We start from the raw sequence: 16,921 nt of genomic DNA on the forward strand, positions 1-16,921 counted from the left end.
CACCGGCTGCTCACGAACAGCACAATCAAAGGGGACTACCTATACGGAAAAAAGGCAGGGATAGAGACTGCAGTTCGAATTTCCGTACCGGAAATTATTCCAGCACATCGCTTCGATATGGCGCAGAAAATTCTTCGCGGACGGAACCCAAAAAAGACACCGCCACGAGACACAACAAGCAATATTCTACTCTCGAAGATAGCAGTTTGTGGTCATTGCGGTTCGGGTATGACGATCTCGACCGGCAAGGGTGGAAAATACCGATACTATAGTTGCTCTGGCGAGATGCGCCGCGGAAAATCCACATGCCCAGGTATGCGCGTTCCGATGGATGCTTTCGATCAGTTCATCATCGAGACGTTGAGCAATCACCTGTTCTCGAACCAACGTGTCCGGGAAATGCTCTTGGACCTGATGGAGCGCCAAGCAATCCGGCGCTACGAAAAAAATGGCCAGCTGGACCAGATCCGTGCCGAAATTAACGAGGCGGAAAAAAGATTAAGGCGCTTCTACGACGCCATGGAAACCGGCGCGATAGATCCCTCCGAACCTACGTTCAAGGAGCGCCTGGCTGCGCTCACTGAAAAACGGAACCTCGCAAAAGCGGCGGAAGAACGCGCTTTAGCCGAACTTCAGCCGACTGCCAAGCTGACAGAAAAAACGGTAAAAACGTTCGCCGCCTTCGTCAGAAAACAGCTCAGCGAGGGAACCCTCCAATTCAAACGCCAGTATCTGCGCGCCGTCCTCGACAAAATCATCGTCAACGAAGACAGTGTGAAAATCTTTGGTGCGAACGCTACTTGAAACGCGAAACATCCTTCTTTCGAGTGTAGGTGGGAGGCCAATTTCGGCCAGTAACCTTTTTTCGGAAGACTTCGGTTGATGCCTTCCAGCGGCGGCAGTAATGGCGCGGACGGTAAAGTCGCCCGCAAAGCTGCATTTGGTTCTTTTTTGATAAATATACATCAAGGCGCGGATATAGCTCTTGAAATACCGGACTGCCTTACTATCTTTTAGCGTGGCTGACCTCCAGAGTTCTTGCCGGCTCAAAGCGTTTGAAAAATGAATTTTGATTGCTCGACGTTACAGTCTTTTTGAATGTGCGTCTCGTTAAACGGCAAGGGGAAGCACATACATAAAAGGACTATGTAATGCTCGTGACATATATCACAGAACTGCAAATTGAGTCTGTAAAGAGTGACCTTCTTTATCACAACAAAGGTCTCAAACCCTTTAAGTCCTCACATCTCACTGAAGCTCTTGCCTTTGCGTTCGGTTTCAAAACGAATGCTGCAATGCGCAAAGACTTTGAGGGAGCAAGCCGTCCGCAATGCGTAGAATTTTGCAAGGAGCGGTTTTGGCACCGCATCTCGGAACTTTCTGATGCTCATATTCCAAGCTTGCAGGACGCCGCTATAATTGACTTGTCCAAAAGTGTCTCGCGGGCTACCGGCATCCGAGACTTTCGGGAACAAATCACGCTACCATCGGCTTTCGAAACACGCCTGGAGAATTTTTTTAAGCAAATGGCAGTTCACGGGGCAGCCTATTTCACAATCGATGGATGTCGTCTTCCGCCAAACGATATCGGGTTTTCCAGAATGTATCGGCAGAGCAATCGTCAAGCGATGCGTCCGAGCTTCACAGCTGTCAAACCTTCTATGTATTGGCAATGGGATTATGCCGGTTGGAGTGCCTTGTTGGCTGATGATTTTCTGGAAGATCATATCGGTTCGGACTGTGATCTTTCAGAGTGGGCATTGAAAATCAGCGATCACCTGGAACCAAATCTGAGCTCGGGAAATGTCGAGTTTAACGCAGAGATTGGAGTTATTGTACAACACGAAGAGATCGCGGGTTGTACGGCGTCCATTCTGTATCAAAGACCAGGCCAGTTGGAAGAAATCCGAGCCGCAGATGCCAACCAGCAGCAGATGAATCGTATTCCAGCGTAAGAAAGACTTTGCTGAGAGTTAAGACTTGATAGGCGGCCCAGAAACTCCAAAGAGGAATGGGCCGCCGGTATTAGAAACCTGTTTCAAGTATCTAAATCTGAAATCGCAAAATGCGTGCAGTTGCTTTTAGTGCAGGATCCCATCAGATTACTCCGAGATAAGCCATTGCTTTGTGTATATTTCTATAGGCGAGCTTCCGAGTGATGCCATGGCACGCCTGAAAATTATCAATTATTTCCGTCTTGCGAGAATAAGTGCCTTTTCGGCCGTAATTTCGGAGGTATTGCGCCACTAATTCCTCCGCAAGTATTCGGTTCTTTGTGATGTGTGGTGATCGTTTGATTTGCCAGGGAAACGGTCCTTCCACTTCATGCTCGATTTGGTGCCCATTTTCATCCCTTGCGGCCCGCCATTACATTTTAAGTGTAAAGTTTTATTTAGTTTTAAATCCAGTCAGTTAGTCTTTAATTCTCTACGGACTTCGGATTGCTTCCTCTGAATAGCTACCCATTTTGCACTAAACGGCGAAATTGTGAGGGGTATCGGTATGTCAAAGCCTGTCCTTCGTGGGTTCGGCTTGGTATCTCAAGCAACGTGTTCCCAAACGCTATGGCGAACTGCAACAGCAAATGGCATGAATGAAGGGCGGAATTTCCAAGGTTCTGCGTCAGATGGCAAACTCCCGATACATAAGGGGCATCTCAAACATTTTTGAAATCTCCATTTTGGGGGAGCAGGTTTCTTGCTTTCATCATAAATGATCGCGCTTGAAAGGCTGCCTGAAAAGTTTCAAAAACGAGCGAGAAATTGTGGATAAGTCATTGTTTTTATGTGTTTAGGAAAGATTTAATCAGAAGCTTTTCAGCTTTGCGATAAATGTTTTTGCATCTTTTTTGTGTGACTCGGTCCGCCAATAGATACTCCGGATTTTCCCTTTTCGGGGGCGCAGGGAGAGGATTGTCAGTCTCTGGAAGGGAGCGGGAGAACGGGTGTGTCCAACCTTCGTTCACCGTTTGCAAAACGTGGTGGCCAGTAATGGTTGCGTGTTGAGGCAGATGGTAGGGAGGCATTGTCGACGGTGGCATTGAAGTGCTCGCTTTGCCAATAGACAATTCTTTGATTGGCACTGTAAGAATGTGGAATGGCTTTCACACTGAAACAACTCCGGTATTTCGTGGCTGTTGCTGAGGCAGGCACTGTTTCGGGTGCGGCTCAAGCTTTGGCGATCTCGCAATCGGCTGTCACGGAAGCCATCCGTGATCTTGAAAGTGATCTGGGGGTTCAGCTTTTTGACCGGCATCCGCGCGGGCTCGACATCACACACAAAGGACATCAGTTTCTGCGTCATGCGAGCAGCATCCTCGCAGGCGTTTCGGATGCTCGCCATGCTCTTACGGAAGACAGCAAAGATTTGAAGGGTAAGCTCAATGTTGGTGTGACCTCACTTGTGGCAGGCTATGTGTTGTCTGATATTCTCTCGCGCTTTCGCCGCGCCAATCCTCAAGTCGAGGTTACGGCGGTGGAAGATTCAGGCGATTATCTCGAACACCTTCTGGTGGGGGGGGAGTTGGATGTTGCGGTGATGGTGACATCCAATATGCGCGACAGGATGGCACTTCAGACCGAGATCATTGAAACCTCTCCTTATCAGCTCTGGTTGCCGAACGGGCACAAGCTCACAACACGCACCTCGGTATCGATCGAAGATTTGACAGACGAGCCGATGATCATGTTGAGGATCGACGAGATTGAGGAGGCGACGCGTAAGCTCCTGTCTGCTTTCGGGGCGCGTCCGCGTGTGGCCTTTCGCACGCGCTCGGTTGAAGCGGTGCGTTCACTGGTGGCCACGGGGGCCGGAATCGCGCTTTTGCCTGAGATGGTTTATCGCCGCTGGTCGCTGGAGGGGGATCGCATTGTGTCCAGAGATGTATCAGGAAGCCTACCAGTTGTGCAGGTTGGAACGGTCTGGCGGAAGGGTGCGCCGCCATCACGGATCACAAGAGAATTCATTATGACCGCGCAAGCCCATAAAAATAATAAATAAATCTAAGGTATCGGTATTTCCGATAGCCAAAACCAAACAATTGAATTTGTGAAACCAGAATATTTTCGACAGGCTTTCGGCAAGGGAGATCTTAGCTCCCATCTTAACAGGGAAAGCCAATATGAAACAGATTTTCAAAGGGTGCGTCTCAGGGCTTGCGCTCTTCGCATCCGCGACACTGCCATTGAATGCCGCCGACATGATGACCGAGCTTGGAGAGGGTGAAGGCACCGTCTCTATTGTAGCGTGGCCGGGCTATATCGAGCGCGGCGAAACCGACCCTGCGTTTGACTGGGTTACGAAATTCGAGGAAGCGACAAGTTGTAAGGTCGAAATCAAGACTGCCAACACCTCTGATGAGATGGTTGCGTTGATGAACGAGGGTGGTTTCGACCTTGTGACCGCTTCGGGTGACGCCTCCTTACGTCTGATCGCGGGCGGGCGTGTCCAGCCGATCAACCTTGATTTGATCCCGAGCTGGTCCCGAGTCGACGACCGTCTGAAAGACGCGCCTTGGCATACAGTCGATGGCACGCACTACGGCACGCCCTTCATGTGGGGACCGAACGTCCTGATGTATAACACCGAGGTCTTCGCGGAAGCGCCGACCAGCTGGAATGTGGTGTTCGAGGAAATGACACTGCCGGACGGGGAAAGCAATAAGGGCCGTGTGCAGGCATATGACGGACCGATTTATGTGGCAGACGCCGCCATGTATCTGATGGCGCATCAACCCGAATTGGGGATCACCAGCCCCTATGAGTTGAACGAAGATCAATATGCTGCAGCACTGGATCTATTGCGGACACAACGCACTCTGGTCTCGCGCTACTGGCATGACGCATTTATCCAGATTGATGATTTCAAGAACGAAGGCATGGTGGCTTCGTCCTCCTGGCCGTTTATGGTCAATCTGCTGAAAGCGGATGGCGTTCCGGTTGCCTCTGTTATCCCCGAAGAAGGGGCGACAGGTTGGGCGGATACGTTGATGTTGCACGCAGATGCCGAGCATCCGAATTGTGCTTATGCCTTCATGGAGCACTCGCTCAACTCCAACCTGCAATCCGACCTGTCGGTCTGGTTTGGAGCCGTGCCCTCGGTGCCTGAAGCCTGCACAGACGGCTCTGGTATGCAGACGGCCGAAGGGTGTTCTGCCAACGGTCTCGACGATTTCGACCGTATCAATTTCTGGCGCACTCCGGTTTCCAAATGTGAGAGCCAAGGCACCTGCGTCCCCTACTATCGTTGGGTCTCCGACTACATTGGTGTGATTGGCGGCCGCTAAGCTCTGATCTCCCAAAGCCCGGACGTCCTCACTGCGTCCGGGCACATTCTGAAAGAACAACAATGACTGATGCCGTAACCTTCCGAGGCGTTTCGCGCCATTTCGGAACAGTAAAAGCCGTGGACAATGTGGATCTTGCAATTCACGATGGAGAGTTTTTTGCGATGTTGGGCCCTTCGGGGTCCGGCAAGACCACCTGCTTGCGTTTGATTGCGGGGTTTGAACAGCCCACTGCGGGCCATATTGATATATTCGGCGAGACCGCTGACGGTGTGCCGCCCTACCTGCGCAACGTAAACACCGTGTTCCAGAACTACGCCTTGTTCCCGCATATGAATGTGCGGGAAAATGTTGCTTTCGGGTTGCGCGTAAAAGGTGTGGGGAAAGCCGAGCGCCTCAAAGCCGCCGAGGAGGCGTTGGAGCTTGTCGAACTGTCAGGCTACGGAGACCGGCGTGCAGGAGAGCTTTCCGGAGGTCAGCGCCAGCGGGTCGCTTTGGCCCGCGCATTGGTCAACAAGCCGCGTGTTGTCTTGCTTGACGAACCGCTTGGGGCGCTGGATTTGAAATTGCGCGAGCAGATGCAGGAGGAGCTGCGCAAATTGCAACGCGCATTGGGGCTCACCTTCGTTTTCGTTACCCACGATCAGGATGAGGCGCTCTCCATGGCTGATCGTGTGGCGGTGTTTGCCGAAGGAAAAATCCAGCAAATCGGGTCTTCCGAAGATATCTACCGTCGTCCCAATACGCGTTTTGTTGCAGATTTCGTGGGCTCTTCCAATGTGTTGCCTGCCGACCTTCTGGGGGTTGGCGCGGCGGGGCAATGGGCCTCCTTGCGTCCCGAAGATGTGTCGCTGGAGGCTCCTGAGGTCACGCACGCAGAAGGCCAGACAATAGACGCCACCGTTTCGGGGCGCTTTTTCCACGGTCGGGTCATCAAGCTCAACCTTGATGTCAAAGGGCAAGCGGTGACTGCGCTCGTGCCTGCGCAGCTGGATGCCCCGCAGGTGGGCGAGGCGACCCGCATCTCCTGGGACAAATCTCGTGTGCATGTGATGGAGCAGGAAAAATGAGCGACCATTCCTCGAATGCGGCCATTTTCTCCCCGCGTCCAGGGGGGCTGGCGCACTGCGCCGACTGGATCATTCGCCATCCTCGGATGTTCGTTTTCCTTATGGTCCTTCCGATCACGCTCTGGCTCGGCATCGTCTATATCGGCGCATTGATTGCGCTTTTGATACAAAGCTTTTTCTCGATTGACGAGTTTTCAGGGGTGGTGGTCCACGAGTTCACGCTCAAGACTTATGGCGAACTTCTGCGCCCCTATAACCTCGACATCATTGTGCGCACCGTCGCGATGGCCGCGTCTGTGACCGTCGCTGCGGCAATCGTGGCTTTTCCCATCGCCTATTTCGCCGCGCGATACGCGAAGGGGAAATGGAAGGCGTTGTTTTATATCGGTGTGATGCTGCCCCTATGGTCCAGCTATCTGGTCAAGGTCTATGCATGGAAACTTGTGCTGGCAAAGGAAGGCATTCTGAACTGGGTCTTTGCCAAACTGCACATGACATGGCTTTTGGAGGGGGTTCTGTCGCTGCCTGTGATCGGAGGGAATTCCTTGTCGGTCAGCTATCTCGGCACATTTCTGGTGTTTCTCTATATCTGGCTGCCCTACATGATTATCCCCGTGCAGGCCGCGCTTGAGCGGGTTTCAAAAGACCTCACCGAAGCGGCCGCCGATCTTGGCGCGACACCCAAACAGAGCTTTCGCATGGTGCTCTTTCCGCTGGCGCTTCCCGGCATTGTCGCGGGATCAATCTTTACCTTTTCACTGACGCTTGGTGATTACATCGTTCCTCAGATCGTAGGCAATTCACGGCTCTTCATCGGGCAGGCTGTCTACACCCAACAGGGGACGGCAGGAAACATTCCCCTCGCCGCCGCCTTCACCGTGGTGCCGATTATCATCATGGGGCTCTATCTCTGGGGAGCACGCAAAATGGGGGCTTTCGATGCACTCTGATACCCGTTCTCCATTGGCCCTGAAGCTGGCCGCATTCGGTGGGCTTTTCTTTCTGCTGGCTCCGATTGCTCTCATTTTCCTCTATGCGTTCTCGACCGAGGAAAAGAGCTTTCAATGGCCACCGCCAGGTTTCACGACGAAATGGATCGGCGTGACCTTGGGGCGGGCGGATGTCTGGGATGCTATGGCGCTTTCCTTGAAAGTCGCTGCGATTTCCACGGTGCTTGCTTTGATTCTTGGCACATTAACCGCAGCGGCGGTGGCACGATCGAAGTTCTTCGGGCGGGAAACGATTTCGCTTCTGGTAATCCTGCCGATTGCCTTGCCGGGCATTATCACAGGGATCTCGCTGCGCTCGGCTTTCTCGCTGCTCGACATTCCGTTCAGCACATGGACGATTGTGCTTGGCCATGCGACTTTTTGCATTGTGATCGTTTATAACAATGCTGTCGCCCGCTTCCGGCGCACGTCCGGCGCGTTGATTGATGCGGCGATGGATCTGGGCGCGGACGGTTTGCAGACCTTCCGCCTCGTGATCCTGCCCAATATCGCCACGGCTTTGCTCGCGGGTGGAATGCTGGCCTTTGCGCTTAGCTTTGATGAGGTCATCGTCACGACCTTTACGGCCGGCAACCAAACCACTTTGCCGATCTGGATGCTTGAAGAACTGGTCCGCCCGCGCCAGCGCCCTGTGACAAATGTGGTCGCTATGGCTGTGGTCATCGTGACGTTCTTTCCGATCCTCGCGGCATATTACCTCACAAAAGACGGCGAACACACCGCCGGCTCTGAAAAGTAAATACAGGGAGACACCTTATGGATACGCAAATGCTGATTGGTGCAAAGCTGGTCTCAGGCACAGAAACTGAAGAGACCATCTTCAATCCCCGCACCGGAGAGATGATCACATCCCTGCCGGAAGCCTCTTTGACGCAGGTCGAAGACGCCGTAAACGCCGCCGAGAAGGCTTTTGAAGGCTGGGCGCGGACAACGCCGGCCGAGCGTTCGGGTTATTTGCTTAAAATAGCAGACAGGATCGAGGCGGAGGCAGAACAGCTTGCAGCCCTCGAATCGCTCAACTGTGGCAAGCCGGGCCACCTTGCGTTGAACGACGAACTGCCCGCTATTGTCGATTGTTTCCGCTTTTTCGCCGGAGCCGTACGTTGCATGAACGGACCCTTGGCGGGAGAATATCTCGAAGGGTTTACCTCGATGGTTCGCCGTGACCCTATCGGAATTGTCGCCTCGATAGCGCCATGGAATTATCCGCTCATGATGATGGCATGGAAACTCGCCCCCGCAATCGCTGCGGGGAATACGGTTGTTTTTAAACCCTCCGAACAGACGCCGCTCACGGCGCTGGCCATGACCAAAATCTTTGCCGACGTGTTGCCCGAAGGGGTGGTGAACATCATTTTGGGGCGTGGAGAGACGGTTGGATCGGCTCTGATCAACCATCCCAAAGTGGCGATGATCTCACTCACCGGTGACATTGCAACGGGTCGGAAAATCCTTGAGGCAGCAAATAAAACGATCAAGCGCACCCATCTCGAATTGGGTGGCAAAGCGCCGGTCATCGTCTTTGATGACGCGGATTTGGAGGCGACAATTGAAGGATTGCGTGCTTTCAGTTTCTATAATTCCGGTCAGGATTGCACAGCCGCCTGTCGCGTCTATGTGCAAAGCGGTATCTATGATCGCTTCGTGGCCGGTCTTACGGATGCCGTGGCGGATATTTGCTATGACAATGAAGACGACAGCCTCAATGAAATCGGGCCGCTGATCTCGATCCGTCAACGTGATCGTGTGGCAAGTTTCGTGGCGCGTGCCCGTGAGGCGAACCACATCGACATTACGACGGGGGGTGAAGTCCCCGAAGGTTCCGGATATTTCTACAAACCCACGGTTGTCGCCGGTGCGCTTCAAACCGATGAAATCGTTCGTCGCGAAGTCTTTGGACCTGTGGTGTCCGTCACCCGTTTCGACGATACCGACGAGGCAATCAAATGGGCCAATGACAGTGATTACGGTCTCGCGTCTTCGGTATGGACCAAAGACACATCCAAGGGGATGCAGGTCGCTTCCAGACTTCAATATGGCTGCACATGGGTGAATACACACTTCATGCTCACAAACGAAATGCCGCACGGCGGGATGAAGCAATCGGGCTACGGCAAAGATATGTCATCCTATGCCCTCGAAGATTATTCGATAGTGCGGCATGTGATGGTTGCGCACTAAACCCTGTGATCAGAAGTAAAAGGGGCGGACCGGTTTATGGTCCGCCCCTTTAAATTTCATATCGGTTCTGCCGGAGGTTTTAACCCAAGCCGCCGAAGCAGAGGTTCTTGATCTCCAGATAGTCGTCACATCCGTATTTCGAGCCCTCGCGCCCCATACCAGACTGTTTCACACCACCAAACGGTGCCATTTCGGTCGAGATTGCACCCGTGTTGATGCCGACCATGCCTGTTTCCAGAGCCTCCCCCATGCGCCATGCGCGTTTGAGGTCGTTGGTGTAGAAGTAAGAGGCCAGTCCGAATTCTGTGGCATTTGCATAGGATAGCGCCTCTTCTTCGGTCTCGAATTTGACCAGAGGTGCGAGCGGGCCGAATGTTTCTTCGGTGGCGACTTTCATCGCCTGTGTCACACCTCTCAGAAGGGTCGGTTCAAAGAAGGTTTGCCCGAGGTTCGAACGGTTTCCTCCTGTTACAACCTTGGCGCCTTTCGAGATAGCATCGGCAATGTGATCCTCGACTTTCGCAACTGCCGCAGCATTGATCAGTGGGCCAGTGTTGACGCCATCGTCAAACCCGTCGCCTAATGTGAGCGTCTCAAGCGCCTTGGCGAGTTTTTCGGCAAAAGCATCATAAACGCCCGCCTGCACATAGATGCGGTTGGCACAGACACAGGTCTGGCCGTTGTTGCGGAATTTGGCGATCATCGCGCCTTCGACAGCGGCGTCGATATCGGCATCGTCAAAGACGATAAACGGAGCATTCCCGCCCAGCTCCATCGACATTTTCTTAACGGTTCCAGCCCCTTGTTTAAGTAGGATTTTACCCACACGGGTCGATCCGGTGAAGGTGATTTTGGCCACTTTCGGGTTGGCACAAAGCTCCATGCCCATGCCGGATGCATCCAGCCCTGTCAGCACGTTGAACACACCAGCAGGCACACCCGCACGTTCGGCCAGTTTTGCCAAAGCCAGAGCGGACAGCGGCGTGAATTCCGAGGGCCGTGCCACCATGGCGCAGCCGACAGAAAGAGCTGGCGCCATTTTGCGTGCAAGCATCGCATTCGGGAAATTCCACGGCGTGATTGCCCCAACAACACCCACGGGTTGCTTGACGATCACCATGCGTTTGTCGTTTTGCGGTCCGGGGATCATGTCGCCATAGACCCGCTTGGCCTCTTCCGCAAACCACTCGACATAAGATGCGCCGTAGAGGATTTCGCCACGTGCCTCGGCCCAAGGCTTGCCCATTTCCGACGTCAGAATGGTGGCGAGGTCGTCCGCATTCTCCACCATCAAATCGAAGAGTTTGCGCAAGGTGGCCGAACGGGTTTTTACATCCGCCTGCGCCCAGCCACGTTTCGCATCATGAGCGGCATCAATGGCTCTTCTTACATCTTCGGCGTTCAGGTCCGGCACACGGGCGATCACCTCGCCCGTAGCCGGATTTTCAACGTCAAAGGTCTTTTCTCCGTCCACCCACACGCCATTCACATAGGCGCGGGTTTCCAGAAGGCTCGGATCATTCAGAGTTCGCATGTCAATGCCCTTTTGCCGCTTTGATCGCCGCCTCAAGAATATCAAGAGCTTCAGCGAAAACCTCGTCTTCAATCGTGATCGGCGCAAGGAAGCGGATGACGTTGCCATAGACGCCGCAAGTCAGCAGCAGCAGGCCACGGGCAAGCGCTTCTTCACGGATTGTATTAGTTAGCTCTGGTGCTGGTGTGCCGTCGGCATGGCAGAATTCAGCCGCCACCATAAAGCCCGGTCCGCGCACTTCAGCGATTTCCGGCACGTCTGCTTTCAGAGCCTCAAGACGCGCTTTGAGCCTGTCACCAAGCACATTGGCGCGGTCACAAAGTGCCTCTTCCTCAATCACATCAAGCACGGCATTGGCCGCGGCAATTGCCAGCGGGTTGCCGCCATAAGTGCCGCCAAGGCCGCCCGGACCGGCAGCGTCCATAATATCCGCCTTGCCAACAACGGCAGCGATCGGGAAGCCGCCGCCAAGACTTTTCGCCATCGTGGTCAGATCGGGTGCGATGTCATAACCGTCCATCGCGAATACTGTGCCGGTGCGTGCAAAACCGGTTTGCACCTCATCCGCGACCATGATGATGCCTTTGTCGTCACAGAGTTTGCGGATGCGGGCGACAAATTCTTTGGGAGCCGGATTGAACCCGCCTTCGCCCTGCACCGGTTCAAACACGATCGCGGCGACGCGCGCAGGATCAACATCCGCTTTGAACAGATGCTCGATGGCGTTCAGGCTGTCTTCTACGGAAATACCATGCAGCTCGTTGGGGTAGGGGGCATGGAACACATCGGCGGACATCGGTCCGAAGCCTACTTTATAGGGAACCACTTTGCCCGTCATCGACATGGTCATGAACGTCCGACCGTGGAAACCACCGTTAAATGTAATAACAGCGGAGCGCCCTGTCGCAGCGCGTACAATTTTCACAGCATTTTCCAGCGCCTCGGCACCGGTTGTCACAAACAATGATTTTTTCTCGAAATCACCGGGGGCCAGTGCGTTCAGCCGTTCGGCCAGACGGACGTAGTTTTCATAAGGAACAACCTGATGGCAGGTGTGCGTGAAAGCGTCGAGTTGGGCTTTGACAGCCTCCATCACCTTCGGGTGGCGGTGACCGGTGTTGAGCACGGCGATGCCGGAGGCAAAATCGATCAGGCGGTTTCCATCCTCATCCCAAATCTCGGAGTTCTCGGCCTTGACTGCATAGTGATCCGTCAACACGCCCACGCCACGCGCGAGTGCTGCCTTACGGCGTGAATCGATTTCGGCATTTTTCGCTTTTTTCAACATGATCTGTCCTTTCGCTGCATCAGGTCTGCACTGCAGCCTGTGACTAGCAATCAGGTTAGGAGTTTTATTATTTTCAAAAAGTCTGTTTCTTGATTTTTTTAAGCCACTGTTTATAAATATATTTGTGTATGGAGTTTAGATATAATGAACACATTCAACACTTCTGGCGTATCACGCGAAAATTATGAGCTCGGGCAACGTTTGCGCGTGATTCGTGAACGCAGCGGCATCTCTCAGCGTGCTCTGGCCAAAAAGGTTGGCATTCCCAACTCGACCATCTCCTTGATCGAGTCAGGCAAGACAAACCCCTCGGTTGGGTCCCTGCGCAAGATCTTGGACGGGATCCCTGTCAGCCTGTCGGAGTTTTTTGCGTTCGAGCCGGAACCGGAGCGCCAAATCTTTTATGCGTCCGAGGAATTGGTGGAAATCGGGAAAGGGAAAGTCTCGCTCAAACAGGTCGGTGCAACGCTGTTCGGGCGTGCGATGATGCTGTTGAAAGAGACATATGAGCCGGGTGCCGATACAGGACGTGTCATGTACGGGCATGAAGGTGAAGAAGGCGGGATTGTCGTGTCCGGTCGGATCGAGATCACCGTTGGGGAAGAGCGCAAGATCCTCGGTCCCGGTGATGCATACTATTTCGACAGCCGTCTGCCGCATCGGTTTCGACAGGTCGGGCCAGAGCCATGCCACCTGTTTTCCGCTTGCACGCCGCCCACGTTTTGAATTGGGGTGCGGAAGCGGAGCTCGGGATTACTTTAGATTAAAGGTCTTGGGTTTCAAATCTCTTGATGCGATGGGATCCTTTGGCGCGTGTCAGTGTGATGACAAGCACACGCGCCAAAGCAATGTTTACCTCATCATCATGCGGTAACGTATTTGATCGAAGATCACCGCTAGGATTAGAAGCGCACCGAGCAATACCATTTGCATATAGGAGCTTACCCGTGCGAGGTTCATGCCATTTTGCACCATGACGATAAAAAATGCACCCAATACCACGTTTTGCACGCGTCCGATGCCACCTCGCAAAGACACTCCTGCGATCACGCAAGCTGCGATGGATTCCAATGCCATGGTTCCGCCGAGGTTCGCTTCTCCGCTTTCGACGCGAGCCGTCAACAGCAGACCAGTCAAAGAAGCGATCAGCGAGCAAAGCACATAGGCCAGAACCAAAGTCTTTTTGGTATCTATTGCGGACAAGTGTGCGGCTTTAATATTTCCACCGACTGCATAGATGCGCGTCCCCAAGGGGGTGCGTGACATCACGACCCACATCACTGCGATGCAGATTAAAGCTATAAAAACAGGCACTGGAATGCCGAACCAGCGGCCAAATCCGAATGTGTCTCCAAAGGCAAATGGCAATCCGGAAATCGGGATTCCGCCAGTCATAAAAAGGGCAAGCCCTGCTCCAACAGATGACACCCCGAGTGTCATAATGAAGGGGGAAACTTCGAAATAGGCGACGCCCACACCATTAATCAGCCCGACAAGAAGTGCAGTGAAACCGCCGGCCAAAATGCCAATGGTGATGATCATAAGTGCGCTGTCAAACATGCCAGAGGCCCATACCATTGACAGTGCCGAGACGACGGAGGTCAAGGCAATTGCTGTGCCAACCGACAAGTCGAAGCCGCCAGATACCAACACAAGCATTTGTCCAAGTGAGACAAGTACCAGATAGACGGATTGACGAGCCACATTTACGAGGTTTTGTCCTGTGAGAAACTTGCTCGACATGAAGGAGAAAACCACCAGAGCGATGGCAAGGAAAAAAGGGAGGACGCCGACACGGATGAACAGTGTTTTAAGCGGATTGGCGCGTCGAGATTTGTTTTGCGCCGATACGGATACATCGGTCATTTGACAGATTCTCTTTCTGTGAAGAAATGTTTGAGGACAGTGTCTTCGGTGGCTTCGATACGCGGCAATTCCGCACTGACAAAGCCATTTGCAAACACCATAAGACGGTGAGACAGGTTGATCGCTTCAGGAAGATCTGAAGAGATAACGACGACAGCTTTGCCCGCCTCCGCCAATTCTTTGATTTTGAGGTACAGGGCAGCGCGGGTGCCCATGTCTACACCAACTGTGGGTTCGTCGAAGATATAGACATCGGCTTCTTGCCCAAAGGCTTTGCCAAAGAGCACCTTCTGTTGATTGCCGCCGGAAAGCTGAGAAACACGGCGTGTGCGGTAGTTGTCGGGAAGCTCGACGCGGGTGGCAATAGTTCCCACCGCATTACGTACAGAATGCCAGTTGATCCAGCCGCGTTTCACGGGCGCGCCTGAGGTGATGACATTTAGAGAGAGGTTTTCATCTGAGGTTTTGGCGAGATCCAGCCCTTCATGTTTGCGGTCTGGTGAAAGATAGTAAAGGCCGGCACGAATAATATGACGGGTTGGCCGACCAGTAATGTCACATCCTTTGAGCCTAATTGTTCCGGATTGTGTTGGGGCAAGTCCCATCATGGCTCGGAAAAAACGTGATTTACCGCAGCCGACTAGACCAGCAACTCCTAAAACTTCCCCTCTCCTGAGTGTCAGAGATGTTGGGGATACGCCTTGGGTCGAAAGGTTGTCTACTTCAAGGACAACTTCGCCAAACTTGGATGAAATCTGGGGGTAAATCTCGTCAATCGAACGCCCGGTCATCATCTCGACGAGGCTGGCTTCATCTGTGTTTGAGATGCCGACCGTGCCGACCTTGGCTCCATCGCGCAAAACTGTAATACGATCCGCAATGCGCTCGAATTCTTGCATCCTATGAGAAATATAGATGATGCCGACGCCTTTATCCTTTTGGATTTTTATGAAGTTGAATAAGTGGTCAACTTCACGGTCAGTCAAAGATGCGGTTGGTTCGTCAAGGATTAGGACTTTTGGTTCACCATGGAATGCTTTGGAAATTTCCAGCATTTGTTGCTGTGCCCGCGACAATGAGGACACCTGTGCAGTAGGGGAAATGGGAAATCCAAGTGTGTCAAATATCTCTTGAGCGCGGCGACGCATCTCTGCGTGATCAATCAAGAGACCAGAGCGCGGCTCCTGCCCAAGGAACATATTTTCGGCGACTGTCAAAGTCGGAATAAGAGAAAATTCCTGAAACACGGTGAAAACGCCGTGCTCTTTGGCCCGCGCTACAGAAACGAATGCAACCTCGTGGCCTTCAAGATAGATTTTACCTTCGGATGGTGTGTTTGCGCCGGCCAGCATGGAGATGAGCGTGGATTTTCCTGCGCCATTTTCACCGAATAGCACATGAACTTCACCCGCCATTAAGTCGAAATCGACAGCTTTGAGAGCGTGTACACCCGGGTAGGTTTTTGTTAGTTTGCGTGTAGTCAACAGTGGAAGTGTCATAGGACCTCCATGCGGGTGAGACAAAAGGGGAATTGCCCCACCCGAAATGGTCAGGAGTAGGTTTGAACAATCACTTAGTGATCATTCTACGGAGAAGACTGGACGAAAGCCTTCAGGCGGCAGGATCGCATCGCGATCCACATCATCGATAGTATCCTCATCAACTACGAAGATCTTCGGTCCCACATGTTTAATGTAATCTTGGCCTTCAATGATACGCACCGCTTGATCTACTGCGATCCGGCCTTGAATAACCATTGAATCTGCGGGGGCTGCGGAAATCATGCCGCGTTGGATGCCGGTGTAGACACCGGGAGTCATATAAAAGGCCAACAGGCCGATCTCGTCGGTCAGACCGCGCTCGCGCAAAAGACCCTGTGCTGCTTCTGCCGTCACAGCTGTTCCTGCCAGATACGACACATCAGGATCAGATTGCAGCACATCTTCAACAAGTTTGAGCTGGGCTTCTTTGCCTGTATCTCCGTAGCGGGCTTCGAGCACTTCGACAGCAGATCCTTCGACTGCGTCCATGAAGCCTGAGTTTGCAGCTTCGACCCAACCTGCACCTGCAGGACCAGGGAACCAGCCGACCTTAACCGGTTCCGAACCGGCGGGGTGTTTTTCGGTTAGATATTTTCCGGTCTCGTAGCCCATCGTGTAAAATGACACGAGGGATTTTGAAGCAATATCAGGAGAGGATACGCCGTTGATCACATCAATCACCGGAATGCCTTTTTCAGCAGCTTCCTTGATGACGTTGTTCAGCCCGTCATAAGAGATTGCACCGAGGATAACTGCATCCGCACCACCAGCCACACAGTCTTCGATCTGGCTGACCTGCTTGGCAAGTTCTGTGTAACCACCTGCCTCGACAACATTCAGCTTTATCCCCAGACGTTTGGCTTCTTCGGTGACACCATAGTTGACGCCGAGCCAGTACGCATCTTTCATGTGTGGAAATGAGACGCAAATATCATGGGGCTCTGCGGCTTTCTCAAGCGGTTCATATGTCACAGGTTTGGCTGTGCCTTCAGAGGAAAATGCCGGAGTGACTTCTTCGGCCGGATACGGAAACCAGTCTTCAGCGAAGGTGGGGGCAGTGATCAGAGTTGCAAGTGCTACTCCTGTCATTAGGGCAAGTTTCATGGTTCTGACTCCTTGTTGGTTCATCAGGGAAGCGGTTTTTACC

General features: G+C 53.0%; 14 protein-coding genes. 9 read left to right on the top strand and 5 right to left on the bottom strand.

Annotated elements, in window-relative coordinates; translation table 11 throughout:
• The 8 genes from KO492_RS01680 to KO492_RS01715 all read left to right on the top strand — a co-directional run.
• Nucleotides 1-804, top strand: an 804-nt coding sequence (locus tag KO492_RS01680; RefSeq protein ID WP_216043378.1) for a zinc ribbon domain-containing protein, incomplete at its 5' end; no start/stop codon positions are given.
• Nucleotides 805-1,151: 347 nt separating this feature from the next.
• On the top strand, nucleotides 1,152-1,955 hold the full coding sequence (locus tag KO492_RS01685) for a hypothetical protein (protein ID WP_216043379.1): 804 nt from the start codon (nucleotides 1,152-1,154) through the stop codon (nucleotides 1,953-1,955).
• Nucleotides 1,956-3,096: 1,141 nt separating this feature from the next.
• Nucleotides 3,097-3,999, top strand: coding sequence for a LysR family transcriptional regulator (locus tag KO492_RS01690; protein ID WP_216043380.1), 903 nt, complete (start codon nucleotides 3,097-3,099; stop codon nucleotides 3,997-3,999).
• A 121-nt stretch (nucleotides 4,000-4,120) separates the two neighbouring features.
• Nucleotides 4,121-5,284 (top strand): ABC transporter substrate-binding protein, encoded by a 1,164-nt coding sequence (locus KO492_RS01695; protein WP_216043381.1) that lies wholly within the window; start codon nucleotides 4,121-4,123, stop codon nucleotides 5,282-5,284.
• A 62-nt stretch (nucleotides 5,285-5,346) separates the two neighbouring features.
• Complete coding sequence (locus KO492_RS01700) at nucleotides 5,347-6,354, top strand: ABC transporter ATP-binding protein (protein ID WP_216043382.1); 1,008 nt, start codon at nucleotides 5,347-5,349, stop codon at nucleotides 6,352-6,354.
• The gene (locus KO492_RS01705; protein ID WP_216043383.1) at nucleotides 6,351-7,304 is read left to right on the top strand and encodes an ABC transporter permease; all 954 of its coding nucleotides are present in this window, start codon (nucleotides 6,351-6,353) and stop codon (nucleotides 7,302-7,304) included. Before KO492_RS01700 ends, KO492_RS01705 begins: the two co-directional genes overlap by 4 nt.
• The gene (locus tag KO492_RS01710) at nucleotides 7,294-8,103 is read left to right on the top strand and encodes an ABC transporter permease (protein ID WP_216043384.1); all 810 of its coding nucleotides are present in this window, start codon (nucleotides 7,294-7,296) and stop codon (nucleotides 8,101-8,103) included. The genes KO492_RS01705 and KO492_RS01710 overlap by 11 nt, the downstream gene beginning before the upstream one ends.
• A 17-nt stretch (nucleotides 8,104-8,120) precedes the next feature.
• The gene (locus KO492_RS01715) at nucleotides 8,121-9,545 is read left to right on the top strand and encodes a gamma-aminobutyraldehyde dehydrogenase (RefSeq protein ID WP_216043385.1); all 1,425 of its coding nucleotides are present in this window, start codon (nucleotides 8,121-8,123) and stop codon (nucleotides 9,543-9,545) included.
• A gap of 79 nt (nucleotides 9,546-9,624) precedes the next feature.
• Here the strand turns inward: KO492_RS01715 and KO492_RS01720 are convergent, their stop codons facing one another.
• Together KO492_RS01720 and KO492_RS01725 are read right to left on the bottom strand one after the other, a co-directional pair.
• Nucleotides 9,625-11,079, bottom strand: a complete 1,455-nt coding sequence (locus KO492_RS01720; RefSeq protein WP_216043386.1) for an NAD-dependent succinate-semialdehyde dehydrogenase — start codon at nucleotides 11,077-11,079, stop codon at nucleotides 9,625-9,627.
• Between the two features lies 1 nt (nucleotide 11,080).
• The gene (locus KO492_RS01725) at nucleotides 11,081-12,367 is read right to left on the bottom strand and encodes a 4-aminobutyrate--2-oxoglutarate transaminase (protein ID WP_216043387.1); all 1,287 of its coding nucleotides are present in this window, start codon (nucleotides 12,365-12,367) and stop codon (nucleotides 11,081-11,083) included.
• A 144-nt stretch (nucleotides 12,368-12,511) separates the two neighbouring features.
• On the opposite strand from KO492_RS01725, the gene KO492_RS01730 reads away from it, so the two are divergent.
• The gene (locus KO492_RS01730) at nucleotides 12,512-13,093 is read left to right on the top strand and encodes a cupin domain-containing protein (protein ID WP_216043388.1); all 582 of its coding nucleotides are present in this window, start codon (nucleotides 12,512-12,514) and stop codon (nucleotides 13,091-13,093) included.
• Between the two features lie 126 nt (nucleotides 13,094-13,219).
• Here the strand turns inward: KO492_RS01730 and KO492_RS01735 are convergent, their stop codons facing one another.
• The 3 genes from KO492_RS01735 to torT all read right to left on the bottom strand — a co-directional run bounded on the left by KO492_RS01735 (nucleotide 13,220) and on the right by torT (nucleotide 16,878).
• Nucleotides 13,220-14,233 carry an ABC transporter permease gene (locus KO492_RS01735; RefSeq protein ID WP_216043389.1) on the bottom strand — a complete coding sequence of 338 codons (1,014 nt, stop codon included), beginning with the start codon at nucleotides 14,231-14,233 and terminating at the stop codon, nucleotides 13,220-13,222.
• A complete protein-coding gene (locus KO492_RS01740; protein ID WP_216043390.1) occupies nucleotides 14,230-15,732 on the bottom strand; it encodes a sugar ABC transporter ATP-binding protein in 1,503 nt (500 codons plus the stop codon). Before KO492_RS01740 ends, KO492_RS01735 begins: the two co-directional genes overlap by 4 nt.
• A gap of 81 nt (nucleotides 15,733-15,813) precedes the next feature.
• Nucleotides 15,814-16,878 (bottom strand): TMAO reductase system periplasmic protein TorT, encoded by a 1,065-nt coding sequence (gene torT / locus KO492_RS01745; RefSeq protein WP_216043391.1) that lies wholly within the window; start codon nucleotides 16,876-16,878, stop codon nucleotides 15,814-15,816.
• Nucleotides 16,879-16,921: the final 43 nt, after the last annotated feature.

It is taken from the genome of Celeribacter halophilus (assembly GCF_018860305.1).
In the GTDB taxonomy this organism is placed as follows: domain Bacteria; phylum Pseudomonadota; class Alphaproteobacteria; order Rhodobacterales; family Rhodobacteraceae; genus Celeribacter; species Celeribacter halophilus_A.

What these genes read in the sequence shown, in the direction of transcription:
- KO492_RS01720 (WP_216043386.1), bottom strand. Translation starts at nt 11,079, where the DNA reads ATGCGAACTCTGAATGATCCGAGCCTTCTGGAAACCCGCGCCTATGTG.
- KO492_RS01705 (WP_216043383.1), top strand. Translation starts at nt 6,351, where the DNA reads ATGAGCGACCATTCCTCGAATGCGGCCATTTTCTCCCCGCGTCCAGGG.
- KO492_RS01700 (WP_216043382.1), top strand. Translation starts at nt 5,347, where the DNA reads ATGACTGATGCCGTAACCTTCCGAGGCGTTTCGCGCCATTTCGGAACA.
- torT (WP_216043391.1), bottom strand. Translation starts at nt 16,878, where the DNA reads ATGAAACTTGCCCTAATGACAGGAGTAGCACTTGCAACTCTGATCACT.
- KO492_RS01715 (WP_216043385.1), top strand. Translation starts at nt 8,121, where the DNA reads ATGGATACGCAAATGCTGATTGGTGCAAAGCTGGTCTCAGGCACAGAA.
- KO492_RS01710 (WP_216043384.1), top strand. Translation starts at nt 7,294, where the DNA reads ATGCACTCTGATACCCGTTCTCCATTGGCCCTGAAGCTGGCCGCATTC.
- KO492_RS01735 (WP_216043389.1), bottom strand. Translation starts at nt 14,233, where the DNA reads ATGACCGATGTATCCGTATCGGCGCAAAACAAATCTCGACGCGCCAAT.
- KO492_RS01685 (WP_216043379.1), top strand. Translation starts at nt 1,152, where the DNA reads ATGCTCGTGACATATATCACAGAACTGCAAATTGAGTCTGTAAAGAGT.
- KO492_RS01695 (WP_216043381.1), top strand. Translation starts at nt 4,121, where the DNA reads ATGAAACAGATTTTCAAAGGGTGCGTCTCAGGGCTTGCGCTCTTCGCA.
- KO492_RS01740 (WP_216043390.1), bottom strand. Translation starts at nt 15,732, where the DNA reads ATGACACTTCCACTGTTGACTACACGCAAACTAACAAAAACCTACCCG.
- KO492_RS01690 (WP_216043380.1), top strand. Translation starts at nt 3,097, where the DNA reads ATGGCTTTCACACTGAAACAACTCCGGTATTTCGTGGCTGTTGCTGAG.
- KO492_RS01725 (WP_216043387.1), bottom strand. Translation starts at nt 12,367, where the DNA reads ATGTTGAAAAAAGCGAAAAATGCCGAAATCGATTCACGCCGTAAGGCA.
- KO492_RS01730 (WP_216043388.1), top strand. Translation starts at nt 12,512, where the DNA reads ATGAACACATTCAACACTTCTGGCGTATCACGCGAAAATTATGAGCTC.